This window comes from Actinomyces acetigenes, assembly GCF_031296635.1.
Taxonomy (GTDB): domain Bacteria; phylum Actinomycetota; class Actinomycetes; order Actinomycetales; family Actinomycetaceae; genus Actinomyces; species Actinomyces acetigenes.
Genome location: NZ_JASPFC010000032.1, coordinates 1 through 20,083 on the forward strand (window position 1 = coordinate 1; position 20,083 = coordinate 20,083).

Consider the following 20,083-nt stretch of genomic DNA (forward strand, 5'->3'; position numbering starts at 1 on the left):
AAAAGAAGCGAGGACCAGGCAAACCAAAACAAAACAAACCCCAAAAACCACACACAACCAAAGTCACGCGCAGCCCCCAGGGCAATGGCATAAAAAACATGACACACTATCGAGTTCTCAAACAACACACCCAGCCGAGGCTCGATCAAGTCTTCCGACTTAACCTCGCTCTGGCGAGCAACTCCGCTACCTTAGAACATTTGCCGGTTCAGCGTCAACCTCATGAGCATTGCTCTCGGTCACACCGATCGACGTTCCGCCGTAGCAGATCCGCTACCGGAAGGCCTTGAGCCAGGCCCGGCCCGTTCGGCAGCGGGCTGTACTTTAGGCAGGTCCACCCCACGGACGTCAAACCGGGAGCCCATGATCCAGGACACACCTACTTTTCGGCGACATCCCAACACTTTCAGTAACCGCCCGCATGTGCAGCAGCAGCACCTCGCCGTTCGTCAGTGTCCACCGACCAGCCCGACGCACCTACTATCGGCTAATCGGTTTACTGCTCAACTGCCTGGCGTCCGGCGTCGGATTCTCCACGCCTCGTCAGATGGCCTGGATCTATGGAGGTCAGCACCCAGGGCTTCATCAAGGGTGTGGCGGTCAACAGCCCCGTCGGGAGCGCCTTCGAGCTGCTGGCCAATCCGGCCGGCGACTGGCTGTTCATGGCCGGAATGCTCGGGGCCGGCGACACCCTGGGGCTGGGCACCTGGTGGTTTCGTCTGGTCGGCGACTCCTGGCTGCGCTGATGCCGCCGACGCCGTCTTGACTGACGAGCGAGCTCAGGCCATGTACTGAGCGCGGCAAGGGGCGTGAGACACCCGCGGGTGTCTCACGCCCCTTGCCGCGTCATATGGAACGTAACAGCCCTCACTCCGTCTCGGCGAACTTGCGGACCGCCTTGGCCACGGCGTCGGCGACCCGGGTGTCGAAGGCACCGGGGATGATGTACACGGGGCTGATCTCGTCGTCGGCGATCACCGAGGCGATACCGGTGGAGGCGGCCCGAAGCAGCTCGGTGGAGATGTCGGTGATGCCGGTGTCCAGCAGGCCGCGGAAGAGGCCCGGGAAGGCCAGCACATTGTTGATCTGGTTGGGGAAGTCCGAGCGTCCGGTCGCCACCACGGCGGCGTAGTCGGCGGCACGGATCGGGTCGACCTCCGGGATCGGGTTGGCCATGGCGAAGACGATGGCGCCGTCGTTCATGACCTCCAGGTCCTCGGGCTCGAGCAGGTTGCCCGAGGAGACACCGATGAAGACGTCAGCCCCCTTGAGGCCCTCCTTGAGGGAACCGGTCACCTGACGCGGGTTGGTGTTCTCCGCCAGCCACTTGCGGTGCTCGTTCATTCCCTCAGTGTTCGCCGAGGACAGAGCCCCGCTGCGTCCGTAACCGACGATGTCCGTGGCTCCGTGCGCCATGAGCAGCTTGGCAATGGCGCTGCCAGCCGCGCCGACACCGGACAGGACAATGCGCACGTCCTCGATCTTCTTGCCCACGATCTTCAGAGCGTTGATGAGGGCCGCCAGGGTCACGATGGCGGTGCCGTGCTGGTCGTCGTGGAAGACGGGGATATCGAGCTCCTCGCGCAAACGGGCCTCGATGTCGAAGCACTTGGGGGCCGCGATGTCCTCCAGGTTGATGCCCCCGTAAGCCGGGGCAATGGCCTTGACGATGGAGATGATCTCCTCAGGATCCTTCGTGTCCAGAGCCACCGGCCAGGCGTCCACGTTGCCGAACTGCTTGAACAGGACGGCCTTGCCCTCCATGACAGGCATGGCGGCCGACGGTCCGATGTCCCCCAGGCCCAGGACCGCGGTCCCATCGGTGACGACGGCGACGGTGTTCTTCTTGATGGTGAGCATCCGAGCACGCTCGGGGTGGTCGTAGATGGCCTTGCAGACGCGGGCCACACCGGGGGTGTAGACGCGGGCCAGGTCACGACGGTTGTGGATCGGGTACTTGCCAGTCACCTCGATCTTGCCCCCGACGTGAGTCAGGAAGGTCGAGTCACCGACATTGCGGACGACGACGCCGTCGATCTCCTCCAGCTTGGCGACCAGCTCGTTGCGGTGCTTGGAGTCGCGGGTGTCGGCGGTCAGGTTGACGGTGAGCTTGTCACCATCGGCGTCGGCCACATCGACACCAGTGACGATGGCGCCAGTCGCAGTGGCGGTGTCGACCAGGCGGGCCACCGCCTTCTGGGAGGCGGGCACCTCGAGATACAGGGCGACGGTGTAACTGGGACTGGGCTGAACCATGGGCACTCCTCGTGGGGCAGGCGGGACTTGAGACAAGTGCTCTGAGCCTAACCCCCACCGGCCGCCAGCCACTCGGATAACGGTCCCGTTGTGATCAGATACTGAGATTCGCAGCGGCTTTCGCAAGCAATCTCACCCTGTGCGCAAGCCCACCATCACTGACGCGAGCCGCCGAGGAGGCTCCGGGCAGCTGCCGGCAACAAACAGTCCGGCCCGTCACCACTGGCTGGGTGCAGCGGTGACGGGCCGGACCGTTCCGAGCCGCCCTCGATACGGGAGGACAACGCGCGGGGGGATTCAGCAGACCAGTGGCGAGAAGACTCGCCTCAGCCCTGCACGCGCTCCATGACGAGCTCACGCACCCGCTTGGCGTCGGCCTGGCCGCGGGTCGCCTTCATGACGGCTCCGACGATGGCGCCGGCCGCCTGGACCTTACCGCCGCGGATCTTGTCGGCCACGTCCGGGTTGGCGGCCAGGGCCTCGTCCACGGCGGCCAGCAGCGCGGAGTCGTCGGAGACGACCTCAAGCCCGCGAGCGGCGGCCACGGCCTCAGGATCACCCTCTCCGGCCAGGACCCCCTCGAGAACCTGGCGAGCGAGCTTGTCGGTCAGGCGCCCGCAGTCCACCAGCCCTTGCAGCTCGGCGATCTGCTCGGGCGTGACGGCCATGTCCTCCAGGGCGGTCTCCTGCTCCTTGGCCCTGCGGGAGAGCTCGCCCATCCACCACTTGCGGGCAGCCTGACCGGTGGTTCCTGCTGCCGCGGTGGCCTCGATGAGATCGAGCGCCCCAGCGTTGACGACGTCGCGCATCTCGGTGTCGCTCAGAGCCCACTCGGCCTTGAGGCGACGGCGCTTGGCCGCGGGCATCTCGGGCAGCCCCGCACGGATCTCCTCGACCCATTCGCGGCTGGGCGCCACCGGCACGAGGTCCGGCTCGGGGAAGTAGCGGTAGTCGTCGGCGTCGGACTTGACGCGACCGGCGCGAGTGGTGCCGTCGGCCTGGCCGTGACGGGTCTCCTGAAGCACCTCTCCCCCGGAGGCCAGGATGGCGGCCTGACGTTGGATCTCGTAACGGACGACCTGCTCGATCCCACGAAAGGTGTTGACGTTCTTGGTCTCGGTGCGGGTGCCCAGCGGCGCATCGGGCGACTCGCGTAGGGAGACGTTGACGTCGGCACGCACGTTGCCGCGCTCCATGCGCGCCTCGGAGACCCCCAGGGCCCGGAAGATGTCGCGCAGGGTGCGCACGTAGGCGGCGGCAACCTGAGGTGCCCCGGCGCCGGCGCCCTCGATGGGACGGGTGACGATCTCCACCAGCGGCACACCGGCGCGGTTGTAGTCCACCAGGGAGTGGCTGGCGCCCTCGATGCGGCCGTCGGCGCCTCCGATGTGGGTGTTCTTGCCGGCGTCCTCCTCCATGTGGGCCCGCTCGATCGGGATGGTGAAGAAGGAGCCGTCCTCCATCTCGATCTCCAGGGCGCCGTCGTAGGCGATGGGCTCATCGGACTGGGAGGTCTGGAAGTCCTTGGCCAGGTCCGGGTAGAAGTAGTTCTTCCGGGCGAAGCGGCAGGACTGCGCGATCTCGCAACCCAGGGCCAGGCCGATGCGGATGGCGTACTCCACGCCGCGGGCATTGACCACCGGCAGCGCACCGGGAAGCCCCACCGAGGTGGGGGTCACCATCGTGTTGGGCTGAGCGCCGAAGACGTTGGGGGCGGCGTCGAACATCTTGGTGGCGGTCCCCAGCTCGACGTGCACCTCGAGTCCCAGGACCGGGTCGTAGCGACGAACGGCCTCGTCGAAATCCATCAGCGTGTCACTCATCGTGTCTCCTCCAGCTCGGGCGCACGCGACAGCAGCGGCGCCCCCCATGTCTCCTCCAGCGCGGCTTCCAGAACGGCGCCCACGCGGTACAGGCGGTCATCGGCCTTCTGCGGCGCCAGTATCTGGAAGCCCACCGGAAGCCCGTCATCGCTCAGGCCCGAGGGCAGGCTCATGCCGGGCACCCCCGCGAGGTTGGCCGGGATCGTGGTCACGTCCAGCTTGTACATCGCCAGCGGGTCGTCCTTCTCACCAAAGCGGTAGGCCGTCACCGGAGCGGTGGGCGACACGAGGATGTCCGCCTTGTCCCAGGCGGCGGCGAAGTCGCGCTGCACGAGAGTGCGCACCTTCTGGGCCGAGCCGTAGTAGGCGTCGTAGTAGCCGGCCGACAGCACGTGGGTGCCCAGGATGATGCGGCGCTTGACCTCGTCGCCGAAGCCCACCCCTCGGGTGGCCGCCATGACGGTCTCGGCGGTGACGGGTCCCGACGTCGGCTCGACGCGCAGGCCGTAGCGCATCCCGTCGTAGCGGGCCAGGTTGGAGGAGGCCTCGGCGGGCATGATGAGGTAGTAGGCGTCCAGGGCGTACTCCAGGTGCGGCAGGGAGACGGTCTCCACCTGCGCTCCGGCCGCCTCGAGCAGCTCCAGGGCGGCGTGGAAGGAGACCACGACGCCGTCGTGGTAGCCCTCTCCGCCGTCGAGCTCGGAGATGACGCCGACCCGCAGGCCGGTCAGGTCCCGTCCCTCCTGCGCGGCCCGGACCACGGCGGCCATGCCGCGCGGCGCGTCCGGCAAGGACGTCGAGTCCAGCGGGTCGTGGGAGGCGATGACGTCGTGCAGCAGAGCGGTGTCCAGCACCGTGCGGGCCATGGGGCCGGGCGTGTCGAGGGAGGAGGCCATAGCGATGACGCCGAAGCGCGAGACCGTGCCGTAGGTCGGCTTGACGCCGACCGTGCCGGTGACGGCCGCAGGCTGGCGGATCGAGCCTCCGGTGTCGGTGCCCACGGCCACGGGAGCCTCGTAGGCGCCGACGGCGGCGGCCGAGCCACCCGAGGATCCTCCGGGGATGCGGCCCAGGTCCCAGGGGTTGGCGGTGCGGCCGAAGGCCGAGTGCTCGGTGGAGCCGCCCATGGCGAACTCGTCGAGATTGGTCTTGCCCAGGATCGGGGTGCGGGCGGCGCGCAGGTTACGCACAAGGGTGGCGTCATAGGGCGGCACCCACCCCTCGAGCATCCGTGAGGCGGCGGTCGTGACCTGGCCACGGGTGACGATGAGGTCCTTGACGGCCACCGGCACACCGGTCAGCTCGCTGGTCGCCTGGCCCTCCTTGCGGGCGGCGTCAGCTGCGTCGGCCTGGCTCAGGGCGCGCTCGGCATCGACGTTGAGGAAGGCCCCCACGGCGCCGTCGACAGCGGCGATGCGGTCAAGATGGGCCTGGGTGAGCTCGCGGGAGGAGACCTCCCCCGCCGCCAGGGCCGCGGCCTGCTCGGCGGCGCTGCTCCTGATGAGGCCGGCCAGGGCGTTGGTGCTGTGAGAGCTCATGAGGCGGAGTCCTCCCCCAGGATCTGAGGAACGAGGAACATGGAGTCCTCGCAGGCCGGCGCACCGGCCAGGAGCTCGTCGACGTCGAGCGTGGGGCCGGCAACGTCCTCACGCAGCACGTTGGTCAGGGGCACGGGGTGGGAGGTCGCCGGCAGGTCGGGCGTGACCACGCTCGTGACCCGGGCGAAGGAGGAGGCGACCGCGTCCAGCTCTCCGGCCAGGCGCGTCACCTCCTCATCGCTCAGGGCGACCCGAGCCAGCGCCGCAACCCGTGCGACCTCATCAGTGGAAATAGTAGACATAGTGTGGAGTCTAGCCGGGCTGAGCCGGGCTGCGGCCGCATCACGTCGACATCACGTCGAAGCAGGAGCGCCAGGGCGGTCCGGCCCTCATCGACACCATTCTTCCCTGAAGGCGGTGTGGGCGCCGCGCCTTCGGAATCCGGCGAAACTGACCCGGCACCGAATTCGTGCGATCTCACAGAGCCTCATCCCTGAAGATGATTGACATCGTGTGGTTTCACGGATGTCATGGTGATCACCAGGGTGAGGACCGCCCCGCCGGCGACGGCGCTGCCGCGTCGACGCAGGTCGGACCAGGATTAGCCCTTGGATCAGACCTCCATCCAGGTCCTTGGACCACCGGAGGTCGGATGGACCACTGGATTCGGCCACGTTCCTCCCCACACGGGGCCCGTGGCCGAGGGATGAGGATGCATGAGCGGCAACACTTCCCCCACTGGTGCACAGCACCAGGGAGAAGCCTCACAGAGCGAGACCCCTGTGCTCACCACGCCCTACGGGCAGCCCGAAGGCGTGCGTCGTCAGTCCGTCTTCCAGGCGGCTGCAAAAGTCGCGGCACCGCACGCGCATTCCGCCAACACCGCCGCAAGCGGTATGAGCGCGGAGCAGAGCAGCACCGAGGAGATTGAGGCGGTCGTCCCGGCAGTGACCTCAGAGCCCTCGGAGCCGGGCTCCGGCAGCGAGCCGAGTGATCAGCCGAGCACCGAGGACGCCTCGGGAACCGAGGACACCGCCGGCGCCGACTATCCCGCCGCAGCCGACCCGGGCACGGCCGTTTCCCCTGCGCTCTCCCCTGCGCTCACGTCCCCCGATGCTGAGTCGTCCCCGTCGTCCCCGGACGAGCCGTGGCGTCGTCGCCGTTGGCCCCTGGGGGTCGCGGCCGCCGCGCTCATCCTGCTGGGCGTCGTCGGTGCCGGAGGCTATGCCTACGCCGCGCACTACGACGGCCGGGCCGTCCCGGGCACGACCGTGGCCGGCACCGACGTCTCCGGCAAGAGCCGGCAGGAGGTGGTGGCCGCCATTGAGGAGCGCGCCAAGAGCACCAAGGTCGACATCTCCGGGGACGTCACCGCCAGCGCCTCCCTGGCGGACCTGGGAACCACTGTGGACGCCCAGGCCACCGCCGACGCCGTCATGGCTCGAGGCGACACACTCGGCGAGAAGCTCCGCGCCCTGGTCTCCCAGGGCAAGGGCGAGGTCCCGGTGGTCTCCACCACTGACAAGACCAAGGTGAGCAGCTACGCCACCTCCCTGATCCCCGAGGACCGCGCCAAGGCGCGCAACGCCACCGTGGTCCTGGGCGAGGACGGCACCACCTTCACCATCACGAGCTCGTCCACGGGCTCCTCCCTGGACGCCGACGCCCTGGCTCAGGCAGCGCAGAAGGCCGCCACGTCCCTGGACTCGTCGTCGATCTCGCTGAAGATCACGAATGCCGACCCGAAGGTCTCCGACTCCGACGCCCAGAAGGTTGCCGACAAGGCCAACAGCTGGGTCTCCCAGGACGTCACCATCACCATGGGCGAGGACTCCTACACGGCGGAGGACACGGACAAGGCCTCGTGGATCAAGGTCACCAACTCGGTCGACTCCGCCCCGACCATCGCTGTGGACTCCGCGAAGGTCTCCCAGTGGGTCAAGACACAGGCCGAGGAGGCCAGTTCCGAGCCCGTCACCGGCGAGCGCAACGTCAATGCCAGTGGTCAGGTGGTCTCCACCCCGACAGAGGCCAAGGACGGCAAGACCGTTAACAACGCCGATGCGGTGTCCACCGCGATCACACAGTCCCTGGGCAGCAACAAGGCCTACTCCGGCTCCTTCGAGGCCACAACGGTCAAGGCGGAGTGGAAGGAGCGCACCATCGCCAATGGCGCGGAGAAACTGCCCTACCAGGCCGCCCCGGGTGAGAAGTGGGTCGACCTCAACCTGTCGAACAAGACGGTGACCGCCTACGAGGGGGCGACCGTCGTGCACGGCCCGGTCTCCATCGTCGACGGCGCCGCCGATACCCCGACGGTGACCGGCACCTACAAGGTCTACCTGCAGTACGAGTCCCAGACCATGCGGGGTGAGAACGCCGACGGCTCCCCCTACGTCGCCGAGGACGTCCCGTGGGTGAGCTACTTCTACAGCGGCTACGCCTTCCATGGTGCGGGGTGGCGCTCCAGCTTCGGGTACTCCGGTTCCCACGGCTGCGTCAACATGCCGGTCTCCGAGGCGCAGTGGATCTACAACTGGGCCGACACGAACACGGTGGTCCAGAGCCACTACTGAGCCGGTATCAGGTATCAGAGCCAGTATCAGCCAAGTCGCAGCTGGGGCGGGGCACCTTCCGACAAAGGAGGTGCCCCGCCCCAGTCGTGAGCCCTCAGGAGACCGCCTGGGGTCCTCCATCCAGGAGCGCCACAAAGCCCTCCTCGTCGAGGATTGTCAGTCCTAGCTCTCGGGCCTTGGTCTCCTTGGAACCCGCCTTGTCCCCCACGACGACGAAGCTCGTCTTCTTCGAGACACTCCCCGAGGCCTTGCCGCCGCGCGAGACGATGGCCTCCTTGGCGCTGTCTCGGGTGAATCCCTCCAGGGAGCCGGTGACGACGACGGTCAGGCCCTCCAGGGTGCGCGCCGGCTCCTCCTGCTCCTCCGAGACCTCCTCCCGGGTACGGACCCCGGCGGACTCCCAGCGGCTGAGGATCTCGCGGTGCCAGTCGACCTCACGCCACCGTGCCCAGGACTCGGCGATGGTGGGTCCGACGCCGTCGACCTCAGCCAGCTCGGTGACGTCGGCCTGGCACAGGGCCTCCAGGGACCTGAAGCGCACCGCCAGGGCCCGGGCGGCAGTCGGGCCGACGTGGCGCACGGACAGGGCCACCAGGATGCGCCACAGCGGGCGGCTGCGGGCCTGCCGGAGCTGGGAGAGCATGGCGGTGGCGTTCTTTCCCGGCACCGTCGCCTTCTTGACCCGCCCGTCAGCGTCGTAGGTCTGCTTGGTCCAGAAGAAGCGGCTCAGGCGCCAGTCCCCGGTGGGGACCCCACGACGGGAGACGGGGCGCCAGACGAAGACCTCGCGCAGGTCGTCCTCGGTCAGGTCGAACAGGGTGGCCTCGCCGGTGAGCACCGGTGTCTGCCCGGTGATCCCCGCCTGCCTCAGGAGCTCCTCAACAGCCTCCACCCGCTGGGAGACGTGGAGGGAGTCGAGCTCGCCGGGCGGAAGGCTGAGCCGTCCACCTTCGGTCTCCAGGCTCCGCCCCGCCGCGAGCGCGGTCAGGGCCTCGCGGCGTCCGGCGTCGGGTTGGGTGAGGGCGCCGGCGGCCTCATCTCCCAGCCCTTCGACGTCCAGGGCGCCCCGGGAGCCGATGTGGGCGATCCGTTCGGTGAGCTGGGCGGGGCAGGAACGGGTGTTGGGGCAGCGCAGGTCGACGTCGCCGTCCTTAGCCGGTGCCAGCTCGGTGCCGCAGGACGGGCAGTGCGTCGGCATGACGAAGTCCCGCTCGCTGCCGTCACGTAGGTCGGCGACCGGCCCCAGGATCTCGGGGATGACGTCACCGGCCTTGCGCACGATGACCATGTCCCCGATGCGCACGCCCTTGCGGGCCACCTCGGTGGCGTTGTGGAGGGTGGCGCGAGCCACCGTCGAGCCGGCGACCAGGACCGGCTCCATCATGCCGAAGGGCGTGACGCGGCCGGTGCGTCCGACCTGGACGGCGATGTCCAGCAACCGGGTGCGGACCTCCTCGGGCGGGTACTTGTAGGCGGTGGCCCAGCGGGGCACCCGGGAGGTGTGGCCCAGGCGGCGCTGAAGGGAGTGGTCGTCGAGCTTGAAGACGATGCCGTCGATCTCGTGGATGAGGTCGTGGCGGTGGGCGGCGTAGCGCTCGATGTAGGCCTCGCGCTCGGCGCGGCCCCTCACCACGGCGTTGTAGGGGGACACCGGCAGCCCCCAGCCGGCCAGCAGCTCGTACCACTCGTGCTGGCGGGTGGGGAGCTCCTCCCCCGGTGCGGGGGCGATCGTGCCGACCCCGTGGGCGATCATCGCCAGGGGCCGGGAGGCGGTGACGGCGGGGTTCTTCTGGCGCAGCGAGCCGGCTGCCGCGTTGCGCGGGTTGGCGAAGACCTGCAGGAGGGGGGCGCCGTCGGCCTGCCGCTGCAGGTTTCGGGTGCGGCGCTCCTCGTTGAAGGCCTCGAAGTCCTGGGTGGGGAAGTAGACCTCGCCGCGCACCTCGAGCAGGGAGGGGTGGGCGTCGCCGGCCAGGACCAGGGGGACCGAGGCGATGGTGCGCACGTTGCCGGTGACGTCTTCACCGGTGGTGCCGTCGCCGCGGGTCGCGGCTCGGGTGAGGATGCCGTCCTCGTAGGTCAGGGCCACGGCCAGGCCGTCGATCTTGACCTCGGCGGTCATGGCGAGGTCGTCGTCGCCGACCCCGGTCTCGGTGACCATGCGCTCAGCCCACTCCTGGACCTCGTCGAGGGAGAAGACGTCCTGAAGGGAGTACATGCGCTCGTGGTGCGGGGCGGGGGCGAAGTCGGTGACGGCACGCCCACCCACGGAGCGGGTCGGTGATCCGGCTCGGGCCAGGAAGGGGTGGGCCGCCTCCAGTTCCTCCAGCTCCCGGTAGAGAGTGTCGTAGTCGGCGTCGGACAGGGGGCTCTCGGCATCGATCGCGTTGTAGTAGGCGTCGCGGGCGGCCTCGATGTCACGCACCAGCTCGCTCCAGCGTTCCCGGGCGGCGGTGGGGATGGCGCTCAGATCCACGGGGCCGCGCTGATCGGAACGTGCCGAGGAGGGGGCCGGGGCGGGGGCGGAGCCGCGGAGCGCATCGGTGTCAGTCATGGGGCCATCTTCCCCCAACCGGGTTCACACCGGGCTCAGCGCGTATCCACAGTGAGCATGAGCATCCCCGAACGGCGAGGTTGTCCACACCCGGGGTTGCCCGACGGCGACGTGACGGTCTCCAGCAGCGATTCTGGAGGAATGAGCGCGACCGCCGATGTCCTGAACCTCCACTCGCTGCTGCCGGGAGAGGTCTCGCCCTCGTTGTTCCGGCGCTCGGCGGGTGAGGCGGCCGCGGACGCGGCTCTGGCCGCCTTGGCCGGCCCGTGGCACCTTGCCGTCCTGGACGGTCCTGACCGCGGCCTGGTGATAGCCGTCAGGGACGGCGCTCTCCTGGGACGCGGCGAGGTCCTCAGCGACCCGTTGGTCTCCCGCCGTCATTTGCGTCTGCGGCTTCACGGCGGCCGGGTCCTGGCGCAGGACTGCGGATCGGCCAACGGCTCCTACCGCTACTGGCACGTGGGGATGTGGCTGCGTGCGCGCCGGGAGATGAGGTTGAAGGAGGGGGCGCTCCTGCGGCTGGGAGACAGCGTGCTCGAGCTGCGCAGGCGCCCCTGTGACCTGGTGGTGGCGGCCCCTGCGACGTCGGCCTCGTCAACGGCATGGTTGATGGTGGGCTCACTGGTCTGCGTCCTGGTCATGGCCGGCTCGGCGGTGATCGCGCTCAGGACGGGGAGCCGGGGCGCGATGGGCATGGTCATGGTGGCGCCGATGGTCGCGATGACGATCATGCGCCTGGTGCCCTTCCTGCAACAACGGAGAGCCCAGCGCGCCGGGCGCGCCGGGCGTGCGGGTGGAGCCCGATGGCGCGCTCGCCGGCGCCGCCGGGGACGCCGGCCGGGCTGGAGGCACGGCGAGCCGGACCCTGCCACGATGCTGCTGGCCGTCGCGGCGCGCTCCAGCATGTCTCAACCCGTCCGGGACTCCCCGGCCGAGGACTCGACGCCCGTCTCCGCCGCCCAGGAGGTCCTGGCCGCCTGGAGTGCCGGACGCCGACGACGCTGCGTCCTGTCGCTCTGCGACGGCGAGAGCCTGGCCCTGGTGGGCAAGGGCGCCGGCAGTGCGCTCAGATGGTGGTGCGCCCAGCTTCTGGCCCGCGATGAGGTCCGGGTGACCGTGCTGGATGACCCACAGGTTGTCCCGCCGGATGAGCGCTTCGGTCATCAGGGCGGTGTGGAGCGTGAGTGCCAGCAGGCAGGCGACCGGCTGGGGCTCCGCCTCGCCTGGGGCCCGCAGGCGCATCCTCGCAGCGCGCAGATAGTGACCTGCTCGCGCGATGGGGTCCCGCCCCAGGCGCTGAGCACGCGGCCCGCTCCGGCCAGGGCGCCGTCGTTCTCACCGACCTGGTGGGAGACGGTTTGTCACCTGAGCCGCTCCCGGATCACGTCACCACCCCGGGCGTCGTCCCAGGGCGATGGCGTCCCCGATCTGGTCCCCCTCAGTGCTGTCATGGACGACCTCGACGCCCACGAGCTGCGGGTGCGGTGGGAGGAGCGGACGCACTCGCCGGCCCGGGGCGCGCCGGCGCTGCCGGCGGTGCTCGGAGTGGGAGCACGAGGACCGGTGCGTGCCGACCTGGTGGCGGACGGCCCGCACGCCCTGCTGGCCGGGACAACGGGTTCAGGGAAGTCCGAGCTGCTCATCTCGTGGCTGGTGCAGCTGGCGCTGAGCCGAGCACCGGATCGCCTCACCCTGGTCCTCGTCGATTACAAGGGCGGTGCCGCCTTCGGACCTCTGGCCGGCCTGCCGCACACGGCCGGGGTTCTGACGGATCTGGATCCCGCTGGCACCCAGCGCGCCCTGTCCTCCTTGGAGGCCGAGGTGCGCCGCCGCGAGCGGATCCTGGCCGCCCACGGCGCCAAGGACCTCTCCTGCCTGCCGCCGCAGGTCGTCGTCCCCGATCTGGTGGTGGCGGTGGACGAGTTCGCCACCTTGGCCGGCGAGCACGCCGAGGTCCTGGAGTCCCTGGTGCGTATCGCCGCCCAGGGGCGCAGCCTGGGGATCCACCTCATTCTGGCCACGCAGCGTCCTCAGGGGGCCGTGTCCCCGGCGATTCGGGCCAACACCTCCTTGCGGGTGTGCCTGCGGGTGCTCGACGCCGCTGACTCCAGGGACGTCCTGGGGCACGACGGGGCCGCCCGGCTCGGTCATCATCCCGGCAGGGTCCTGGTCAGTGGAGCCGGCAGCATCGAGGACGGCGGCCTCGATCCGGCAGGCCCCAGCAACGGGACCAGTGGTTGTCCCAGTCCTGGCAGTCAGGTGCTTCAGGCCCCCTGGTGCGGCTCGACGCGTGAGGTTCAGGAGGTCGTCGACCTTATCTCACGCGCGGCCGAGGGGCACGCCGCCCCGTGGCGCCCTTGGGCGCCGGCCCTGCCCACCTCGATCAGCGCGGCCGAGGCACTCGAGCTGGGACGGCTCCGAGGCCCCCGAGCACCGGGGGAGCTTGAGGAGGGGACGCAGGGGGCGCTGGTCCCCGCGGACCCGGCCGGCCACGCACCACTGTCCGGGCACGACGACGACCGTCTTCTCCTGGCCGTGACCGATCTTCCTCGCCATCAGAGCCTGGGGGTGTGGCACTGGCGGGTCACGCGCCCGCTGCTGGTCCTCGGGGCCCCGAGGTCGGGGCGTTCCACCGTCATCGCCTCGGCTGCGATGGCGACACTGGGCTCGGGCAGGGGGGTGCACCTGTGCGGCTTCGTTCCCCCGGTCGCCGGCGCCTGCGGCCAGGCCACGGACGAGACCTCCCCCGTGCGCAGGCTCTTCACCCACCCCGGGGTGGGCACGGTGGTCGGTACGGAGGATCCGCGACGCCTGGCCCGGCTATGGGGACTCGCCGCCAGCGGGCACCTCGGCGCAGACCTGCTGTGCCTCGACAACGTCGACGCTCTCATCCCGACCATTGATGAGGTGCTGGGCCCCGGCCAGGGCAACGCCCTGTTGGAGGCCGTCATCCGTACTGCGTCCGCGACGGGCACTCCCCTGCTGCTGACCGCCCCCTTGGTCGCCTCCACCGCCCGGTGGACCGGTTCCATGGGGCTCAGGCTGGTTCTCGGTGCGGCCACCGGCACGCAGGCCGCTCTCGCCGGTCTTCCACGCGGGGTGGTCACCGGTGGCGCCCCGGGGCGCGGCGTCATCCTGGACGGGGCGACGACGACCGCCTGCCAGATCGTGCTCCGTGAGGACTGCCCGGTTTCCGGATCCGAGCGCGACGGTGGCCACGCGCTGCGGCTCGAACCGCTGCCGACCCGGCTCACCTGGGAGGACGTCCCGGAGGGCACCTGGGCTGTGGGAGGGGACGCGGCCGCACCGGTCACGCTTCCGGCCGGCACCAGCGTCCTGGTCGCCGGGCCGCCCGGCTCGGGGCGCTCCACGGCGCTGCGGGCACTGGCTCAGGCGCTTGCCTCCGACGCCCTCGTCGTCGACGACCTGGACCTGGCGGACGTCACCGCCGCTACTCAGGTGGAGGCTGCGCTAGCGCGCTCCGAGGTGGTCCTGGCCTCCGCCTCGACGGAGAAGGTCGCCACGACCTTCCGCGGCGCGATCTCCACCATGCGTGAGCGCGAGGCGCTCGTCGTGCTGTGGCCCGGTATGCGCCCTGCCGATCAGGCTGCCGGCATCTCCTTGCGGACGGTCACCGACCCCAGAGCGATGACGCTGCCCGGTCGTGGAGCACTCGTCTACCGTGGAACGTGCCTGCCCATTCAGATCGTGCTTCCGCGCCCTGAAGACGACGATCACCCTATTGAATACCCTGTTTAACAGGCACTCTCAATGAAGGAAAGTGGTGTGATCTCAACACCTCAGCATCCTGTGAGGATCACGACAGGGTATCGGCACAGGTCTCATGATCGAGGTCTTGCCCACCGCCCCCCGTCATGTGAAAGTTGTTCTCGGACGCGGCCGCCGTTCCCTGACAAGCTGGGCCGGCGCCAACCGCATGACCGATGACCTTGTAGGGGGCCCTTATGGACTGGCGCAGCCAAGCCGCATGTCTCACCGTTGACCCGGAGCTCTTCTTCCCTGTGGGAAACACCGGTCCCGCCATCGCCCAGATCGCCAAGGCGAAAGAGGTGTGCGGCCGCTGCGAGGTGGTGGACACCTGCCTGAAGTGGGCGCTGGAGAACGGTCAGGATGCCGGCGTCTGGGGAGGCATGAGCGAGGACGAGCGCCGTTCCCTCAAGCGCAGGGCGGCCCGGGCCCGCCGGTCATCCTGAAAACTGATCGAGTTCTTGACACTGCGGTGTTCGCACGGTTAATCGTGCGAACACCGTTTTGTTGATCCAGGTGTTGTCAACAGCCGGCCATCAAAAGGTCAGGCCTCAGCCCTGGCAGCCCTCTGGTTAAGGCGGGCATGAATGACGACGTCAGTGCCCCCTCCGTTCAGAGGCTTCCAGTCAATGACCCCGCGCAGCTCCCCGCGCACGAGCGTGGTGACGATCCGTGTTCCCAGGCCGGTCATGAGGGTGTCCGGTGCCAGCCCCGCACCGTTGTCCATCACGTGGACCTCGAGCCGGCCCTCATCACGGTGGGCCGTGACTGTCACGCGGCCGTCACGGCCATCGAGGCCGTGCTCGACGGCGTTGGTCACAAGCTCGGCCAGCACCGTGGCCAACGCCTGCGCTGTGTCGGCATCGACCACTCCGAAGGAGCCCTCCAGCTTGGTGCTGACCTCACCCGTGGGCGTGGCCACGACCGCGGCCATGCGCAGGATAGAGGAGAAGACCTCATCGAAGTCCACGTGCTCGTTGACGTTGTGGCTCAGGGCGTCGTGGACGGTGGCGATGGTGGTCACCCGGCGCTCGGCCTCGGACAGGGCCTGGCGGGTCTCCTCGTTCGAGGCGCGGCGGGCCTGCATGCGCAGCAACGCCGAGACGGTCTGCAGGTTGTTCTTGACCCGGTGATGGACCTCCCGAATGGTGGCGTCCTTGTTGAGCAGGACCTGCTCACGTCGACGCACCTCGGTGACGTCACGAACCAGGAGCGCCGCCCCGGAGCGGCGCCCCTTGAGCGTCAGCGGGATGGAGCGCAGGGAGAGGAACACTCCCCCGACCTCGACCTCGGTGAGCCAGGCCTGCCTGCCCATGAGGACCACGGCCAGCGTCTCATCGACGGGGGTACGGGCGGGGATGATCGAGGTGACGGCCTCAGCCAGCAGGATCCCCTCCAGCTCGCCCTCGATCCCCAGGCGGTGGAAGCAGGAGCGCCCGTTGGGGCTGACGTAGACGATCCGCCCCTCCTCGTCCAGGCGCAGGACGCCGTCGGCCACGCGCGGCGTGCCGTGTCGGATCGTGGTACCGGCGCCCTGAATGGGGAAGTCGCCCGAGGCGGTCATCTGGCACAGGACCTCGGCGATCTCCTCCATCTCCCGCTCAACGATGCGCCCGCCCCGGATGACGCCCACCGAGGTCTCCCGAGTCACGACGGCGATCGGCGTGCCGGCGTGAGCGACCGGGATGTACTCCTCCTGGACCGCGGCGGTACCGGTCCAGTAGGGCTCGGCGGCGTCCTGGATCTGGGCGGTGGACAGTGACTCCATGGCCATGGCCTCGCGCGAGGCCGGCATGCGCCGCCCGATCACGTCCTCGAGGTGGACGGTGGTCCCACCAGAGGGACGGGTGTGGCCCGCGGCGATGAAACGCCCCGCGCGGGTACGCACCCACAGGACCAGGTCAGAGGTGGATAGGTCCGCAATCAGCTGCCAGTCGGCCACCAGCTGGTGGATCCAGTCGAGGTCGGCCTCGGCGAGGTCGACTGCGTCTCTCAGGGCGCTGGGCAGAAGATTAGGCACCTCTCAAGGTTATCGGCAGTGAGCGGAACCGGCTCGTTGAGCCGACTAATTGCCAAGCAGGACACATGTTCGGGACCTGAGTGGTCCCGTGCTCAACCCTGCGAGCCGCGCCACGGCTCCTGGTCCCCTCCGCGGTCGGAGCATGCCCCAGCCCGGCGAAACATGACAGGATCGCACCATGAGGAAGACCATCACCATCACCTATCCTGCAACTCCGGCACGCACTGCGCAGATGCTCGCCGATCCCGCCTACCAACAGGCGCGGGTCTCGCGAGCCGGGCTCGACAACACCTCGGTGGACGTCGCCCAGCGCGGTCAGGGCTTCGTGGCCACCATCGCCGGGAGCATCCAGCCCTCCCAGCTGCCCTCGGTCGCCTCACGGTTCGTGCGCTCGGCGGTGTCCTTCTCCGTGGCTGAGTCCTGGGGCGAGCCGAGGGATGACGGCTCTCGCTCCGGCGGCTATGACGTGACGGTCAAGAACGCCCCGGTCAGGGTCAGTGCCACCTCCACCATGGCCCCCGCCGCGGACGCCGCCGGTGAGGCCACCACCGTCACCGTCGACGTCGACCTCAAGGTCACTGTGCCGCTGGTCGGCAAGACCATCGAGGAGAAGGCCATGGGCATGGTGGGGCGCGTCGTCGCCGATGAGGAGAGCCGGGCCACCGCCTGGCTCGCCGAGCACTGATCCGCGCCTCGATCACTCACCTCGATCACTGACTGTGCGCTACGTCGCCCAGGGCAGTTATTCCCGTGCTGCGCCGCTGTCCGCCAGTGGCGCAGCACGGGGCTGTACGCCGGTTCCACCGCCGAGTCTCGTCCGGTTTCATGGCACGATCAGGCCATGAGCACTTCCAGCACAGCCGCCTCCGCCCCTAACGCCGTGTGGGCCGAGCGCGCGGGCACCCGCCAGTACATCGGTCGCAACTCCTCGGGCGCCGAGGTCCGCATCGGTATGGGCCCGGGCGAGTTCTCTCCCGGTGAGCTGATGAAGATCGCCCTGGCCACCTGCAACACCCTGTCCGCCGACCACCGTCTGGCCAAGGCCCTGGGCGAGGGCTTCGAGGCCACCGTGGGCTGCTCGACCGTCAAGAACGACGCCGAGGAGCGCTACGAGTCCTTTCAGGTCGAGATTGTCACCGACCTGTCCTCGCTCGACGCCGAGCAGCGCGAGCTGCTCAGCCAGCGGGTCGCCGGCGCCGTCGACCGCCACTGCACGGTGGGCCACACCATCGAGCACGGCGCTTCCTACACGACGACGATCGTCGACCCCGACGAGGACTGAGCGCTCAGCGCCCCATCCGCTGAACCGGCCACTCTCCTCGATTCCCCCTGTGTCACTCAGGTAAGGAGACCACCGTTGAACACCTCCCGATCTGGGCGCCCCAACGCGCTGGAGCGCGCCCTCGACAAGGCGATCGCCATCCCGGCCGCCCTCATCGAGGAGCGCGTCGCACGGATGCGCCGGGACCGTCCCGGGGCAGACGCCGCCGAGCTCGTCGAGATGGCCGGTGCCCGTTTCCGGAGGGACGCGGGGCTGTCATCGGGAGCGGTCGGGGCCTCCGCGGCCATACCGGCCATCGGTACGGGCGCGGCCGCCGCCCTGACAGTGGGCCAGAGCGCCGCCTTCATTGCCTCGGCCGTCACCTACGTCCTGACTGTCGCGGAGATCCAGGGGGTCCACGTCGTCGACACCGAGCGCCGTCGGGCACTGGTCCTCTCCGCCCTCCTGGGAAAGGAGGGCTCCGAGGCGGTTCAGGGCCAGCTGGGCCTGTCCTCGATGTTCTGGGCGGCTCAGCTGCTCATGCAGATGCCCCTGCCGTCGGTGAAGTCGATCAACGCCCGCCTCATCAAGCGGATGGCCAAGCACTCGGTCGCCAAGGGCGGCGCACTGGCGCTGGGGCGTCTCCTCCCCTTCGGGATCGGGGCTGCCATCGGTTGGTCGGGGGGCCGGGCGCTGGCCAATCAGGTCATTGAGGGGGCGCAGGCGGCCTTGGGACCCGAGCTCGCTGTGGGCGGCTACGTCGACAGCTCCCATGTCGAGGTGATCGAAGCATGAGCGCAGCCAGCAGCCAGAGCAAGCCGTCGCCGTCGACCGCCCAGTACCCGGCGCTGGCGCAGATGGGGCTCCTCCCCTCGCCAGGCGTCGACGTCGCCTACGAGAACCTCCTGGCCGACGTCCTGGCTAATGGGACCGCGAAGTCCGACCGTACCGGCACCGGGACGCGTTCACTCTTCGCCCGCCAGCTGCGCTACGACCTGCGCCGCGGCTTCCCGCGCATCACCACGAAGTTCGTGGCCATGAAGGCCGTCAAGGGTGAGCTGCTGTGGTTCTTGCGCGGGGAGACGAACGTGCGCTGGCTCCAGGAGCGGGGCATCACCATCTGGGACGAGTGGGCCGATGACTCCGGTGAGCTGGGGCCGGTCTACGGTTCGCAGTGGCGCTCCTGGCCCACCCGGGACGGGGGCGCGATCGACCAGATCGCCGGGCTCATCGACACGCTGCGCACCGACCCGGACTCGCGGCGCATGCTGGTGTCGGCCTGGAACGTCTCCGAGCTGGGTTCCATGGCGCTGGCCCCCTGCCACGCCTTCTTCCAGTGCTATGTGGCCGATGGCCGTCTGAGCCTGCAGATCTATCAGCGCAGCGCCGACCTGTTCCTGGGGGTGCCCTTCAACATCGCCTCCTATGCGCTGCTCACCCATATGCTCGCCCAGCAGGCGGACCTGGAGCCCGGTGAGCTCATCTGGACCGGCGGGGACTGCCACATCTACGACAACCACGTCGAGCAGGTCCGCACCCAGCTCTCCCGGGTGCCCAGCGCCCACCCTTTCCCCACGCTGCGTCTGGAGCGGGCCGAGTCCATCGACGCCTACGACATGGACGACATCGACGCCTCCCAGGGCTACGAGCACCACCCCACGATCAAGGCCCCGGTCGCGGTATGAGCGGCCTGGGGATGATCTGGGCCCAGGACGTCACCGGGGTTCTGGGGGCCGACGGCGGCATGCTGTGGCGCGTGCCGGCGGACTTCGCCCACTTCAAGGCCACGACCATGGGCTGCGGGCTGGTTATGGGCCGCGCCACCTGGGAGTCGCTAGGAGGCCCCTTGCCCGGGCGGCGCAACGTGGTTCTCACCCGTGACCGCTCCTGGCGGGCCGAGGGGGCGATCCGCGCAGGCTCGCTGCGCGAGGGGCTCTCGCTGGCGGCGCGGGGCCTGGCCGTTGAGCTGGGGCACGATCCTCGTGAGGGGGATGTCGCAGGGCTCCCCCGCCTGTGGGTCATCGGTGGTGGGAGCGTCTACGAGCAGGCTCTGGCTGACGGCCTGCCCGATGTGCTCGTTGTCAGTGTCCTGGACCTGGACGCCAGCGAGCGGGCCCGTGAGCGCGGCCTGCCCGACTCAGCGCTGGTGCGTGCACCGGGGATCAGCACTCAGCAGTGGGCCATCGACCCGGCCCTCTCCGACCCGCGAGGGCAGTGGCGCCCGGTGTCCGGGGACGCGCGCTGGCGGGTGGAGACCTGGCGGCACCTGTAGACGCGCTCGAAACGCCCT

General features: G+C 69.4%; 15 protein-coding genes. 9 read left to right on the forward strand and 6 right to left on the reverse strand.

Annotated features, from left to right (window positions below; all coding sequences use genetic code 11):
* The first annotated feature begins 560 nt into the window (after positions 1-560).
* Positions 561-746 carry a hypothetical protein gene (locus RIV14_RS10940; protein ID WP_075373594.1) on the forward strand — a complete coding sequence of 62 codons (186 nt, stop codon included), beginning with the start codon at positions 561-563 and terminating at the stop codon, positions 744-746.
* A gap of 121 nt (positions 747-867) precedes the next feature.
* Here the strand turns inward: RIV14_RS10940 and RIV14_RS10945 are convergent, their stop codons facing one another.
* The 4 genes from RIV14_RS10945 to gatC form a co-directional block, all read right to left on the reverse strand.
* On the reverse strand, positions 868-2,256 hold the full coding sequence (locus RIV14_RS10945) for an NAD(P)-dependent malic enzyme (RefSeq protein WP_075373593.1): 1,389 nt from the start codon (positions 2,254-2,256) through the stop codon (positions 868-870).
* Positions 2,257-2,582: 326 nt separating this feature from the next.
* Positions 2,583-4,079, reverse strand: coding sequence for an Asp-tRNA(Asn)/Glu-tRNA(Gln) amidotransferase subunit GatB (gatB, locus tag RIV14_RS10950; RefSeq protein WP_075373592.1), 1,497 nt, complete (start codon positions 4,077-4,079; stop codon positions 2,583-2,585).
* Positions 4,076-5,617: an Asp-tRNA(Asn)/Glu-tRNA(Gln) amidotransferase subunit GatA gene (gatA, locus tag RIV14_RS10955; protein WP_075373591.1), complete on the reverse strand. Its 1,542-nt coding sequence runs from the start codon at positions 5,615-5,617 to the stop codon at positions 4,076-4,078. Before gatA ends, gatB begins: the two co-directional genes overlap by 4 nt.
* Complete coding sequence (gene gatC, locus RIV14_RS10960) at positions 5,614-5,919, reverse strand: Asp-tRNA(Asn)/Glu-tRNA(Gln) amidotransferase subunit GatC (RefSeq protein ID WP_075373590.1); 306 nt, start codon at positions 5,917-5,919, stop codon at positions 5,614-5,616. Before gatC ends, gatA begins: the two co-directional genes overlap by 4 nt.
* A gap of 414 nt (positions 5,920-6,333) precedes the next feature.
* Between gatC and RIV14_RS10965 the strand changes: the two genes are divergently transcribed.
* On the forward strand, positions 6,334-8,193 hold the full coding sequence (locus RIV14_RS10965) for a L,D-transpeptidase (RefSeq protein ID WP_075373589.1): 1,860 nt from the start codon (positions 6,334-6,336) through the stop codon (positions 8,191-8,193).
* Between the two features lie 94 nt (positions 8,194-8,287).
* Here the strand turns inward: RIV14_RS10965 and ligA are convergent, their stop codons facing one another.
* The gene (gene ligA, locus RIV14_RS10970; RefSeq protein WP_075373588.1) at positions 8,288-10,744 is read right to left on the reverse strand and encodes an NAD-dependent DNA ligase LigA; all 2,457 of its coding nucleotides are present in this window, start codon (positions 10,742-10,744) and stop codon (positions 8,288-8,290) included.
* A 141-nt stretch (positions 10,745-10,885) separates the two neighbouring features.
* Here ligA and RIV14_RS10975 point away from each other — a divergent pair, with 141 nt between their 5' ends.
* Both RIV14_RS10975 and RIV14_RS10980 read left to right on the forward strand, forming a co-directional pair.
* Positions 10,886-14,503 carry an FtsK/SpoIIIE domain-containing protein gene (locus RIV14_RS10975; protein WP_075373587.1) on the forward strand — a complete coding sequence of 1,206 codons (3,618 nt, stop codon included), beginning with the start codon at positions 10,886-10,888 and terminating at the stop codon, positions 14,501-14,503.
* A 206-nt stretch (positions 14,504-14,709) separates the two neighbouring features.
* Positions 14,710-14,958, forward strand: coding sequence for a WhiB family transcriptional regulator (locus tag RIV14_RS10980; RefSeq protein WP_003779481.1), 249 nt, complete (start codon positions 14,710-14,712; stop codon positions 14,956-14,958).
* 98 nt (positions 14,959-15,056) lie between these two features.
* On the opposite strand, the gene RIV14_RS10985 is transcribed toward RIV14_RS10980, so the two are convergent.
* Entirely contained in the window at positions 15,057-16,532 is a 1,476-nt protein-coding gene (locus RIV14_RS10985) for a sensor histidine kinase (RefSeq protein WP_075373586.1), read from the reverse strand.
* A gap of 178 nt (positions 16,533-16,710) precedes the next feature.
* Between RIV14_RS10985 and RIV14_RS10990 the strand changes: the two genes are divergently transcribed.
* The 5 genes from RIV14_RS10990 to RIV14_RS11010 all read left to right on the forward strand — a co-directional run bounded on the left by RIV14_RS10990 (position 16,711) and on the right by RIV14_RS11010 (position 20,065).
* The gene (locus RIV14_RS10990; RefSeq protein WP_075373585.1) at positions 16,711-17,217 is read left to right on the forward strand and encodes a DUF2505 domain-containing protein; all 507 of its coding nucleotides are present in this window, start codon (positions 16,711-16,713) and stop codon (positions 17,215-17,217) included.
* Between the two features lie 156 nt (positions 17,218-17,373).
* Positions 17,374-17,814: an OsmC family protein gene (locus RIV14_RS10995; RefSeq protein ID WP_075373584.1), complete on the forward strand. Its 441-nt coding sequence runs from the start codon at positions 17,374-17,376 to the stop codon at positions 17,812-17,814.
* A 75-nt stretch (positions 17,815-17,889) separates the two neighbouring features.
* The gene (locus tag RIV14_RS11000; RefSeq protein ID WP_075373583.1) at positions 17,890-18,588 is read left to right on the forward strand and encodes a hypothetical protein; all 699 of its coding nucleotides are present in this window, start codon (positions 17,890-17,892) and stop codon (positions 18,586-18,588) included.
* Positions 18,585-19,478 carry a thymidylate synthase gene (locus RIV14_RS11005; protein WP_075373582.1) on the forward strand — a complete coding sequence of 298 codons (894 nt, stop codon included), beginning with the start codon at positions 18,585-18,587 and terminating at the stop codon, positions 19,476-19,478. The genes RIV14_RS11000 and RIV14_RS11005 overlap by 4 nt, the downstream gene beginning before the upstream one ends.
* Positions 19,475-20,065 (forward strand): dihydrofolate reductase, encoded by a 591-nt coding sequence (locus RIV14_RS11010; RefSeq protein WP_075373581.1) that lies wholly within the window; start codon positions 19,475-19,477, stop codon positions 20,063-20,065. Before RIV14_RS11005 ends, RIV14_RS11010 begins: the two co-directional genes overlap by 4 nt.
* Positions 20,066-20,083 lie beyond the last annotated feature (18 nt).

Excerpts from the sequence above, each read along its gene's own strand:
- RIV14_RS10940 (WP_075373594.1), top strand. The coding sequence starts at position 561 with ATGGAGGTCAGCACCCAGGGCTTCATCAAGGGTGTGGCGGTCAACAGC.
- RIV14_RS10945 (WP_075373593.1), bottom strand. The coding sequence starts at position 2,256 with ATGGTTCAGCCCAGTCCCAGTTACACCGTCGCCCTGTATCTCGAGGTG.
- gatB (WP_075373592.1), bottom strand. The coding sequence starts at position 4,079 with ATGAGTGACACGCTGATGGATTTCGACGAGGCCGTTCGTCGCTACGAC.
- gatA (WP_075373591.1), bottom strand. The coding sequence starts at position 5,617 with ATGAGCTCTCACAGCACCAACGCCCTGGCCGGCCTCATCAGGAGCAGC.
- gatC (WP_075373590.1), bottom strand. The coding sequence starts at position 5,919 with ATGTCTACTATTTCCACTGATGAGGTCGCACGGGTTGCGGCGCTGGCT.
- RIV14_RS10965 (WP_075373589.1), top strand. The coding sequence starts at position 6,334 with ATGAGCGGCAACACTTCCCCCACTGGTGCACAGCACCAGGGAGAAGCC.
- ligA (WP_075373588.1), bottom strand. The coding sequence starts at position 10,744 with ATGACTGACACCGATGCGCTCCGCGGCTCCGCCCCCGCCCCGGCCCCC.
- RIV14_RS10975 (WP_075373587.1), top strand. The coding sequence starts at position 10,886 with ATGAGCGCGACCGCCGATGTCCTGAACCTCCACTCGCTGCTGCCGGGA.
- RIV14_RS10980 (WP_003779481.1), top strand. The coding sequence starts at position 14,710 with ATGGACTGGCGCAGCCAAGCCGCATGTCTCACCGTTGACCCGGAGCTC.
- RIV14_RS10990 (WP_075373585.1), top strand. The coding sequence starts at position 16,711 with ATGAGGAAGACCATCACCATCACCTATCCTGCAACTCCGGCACGCACT.
- RIV14_RS10995 (WP_075373584.1), top strand. The coding sequence starts at position 17,374 with ATGAGCACTTCCAGCACAGCCGCCTCCGCCCCTAACGCCGTGTGGGCC.
- RIV14_RS11005 (WP_075373582.1), top strand. The coding sequence starts at position 18,585 with ATGAGCGCAGCCAGCAGCCAGAGCAAGCCGTCGCCGTCGACCGCCCAG.
- RIV14_RS11010 (WP_075373581.1), top strand. The coding sequence starts at position 19,475 with ATGAGCGGCCTGGGGATGATCTGGGCCCAGGACGTCACCGGGGTTCTG.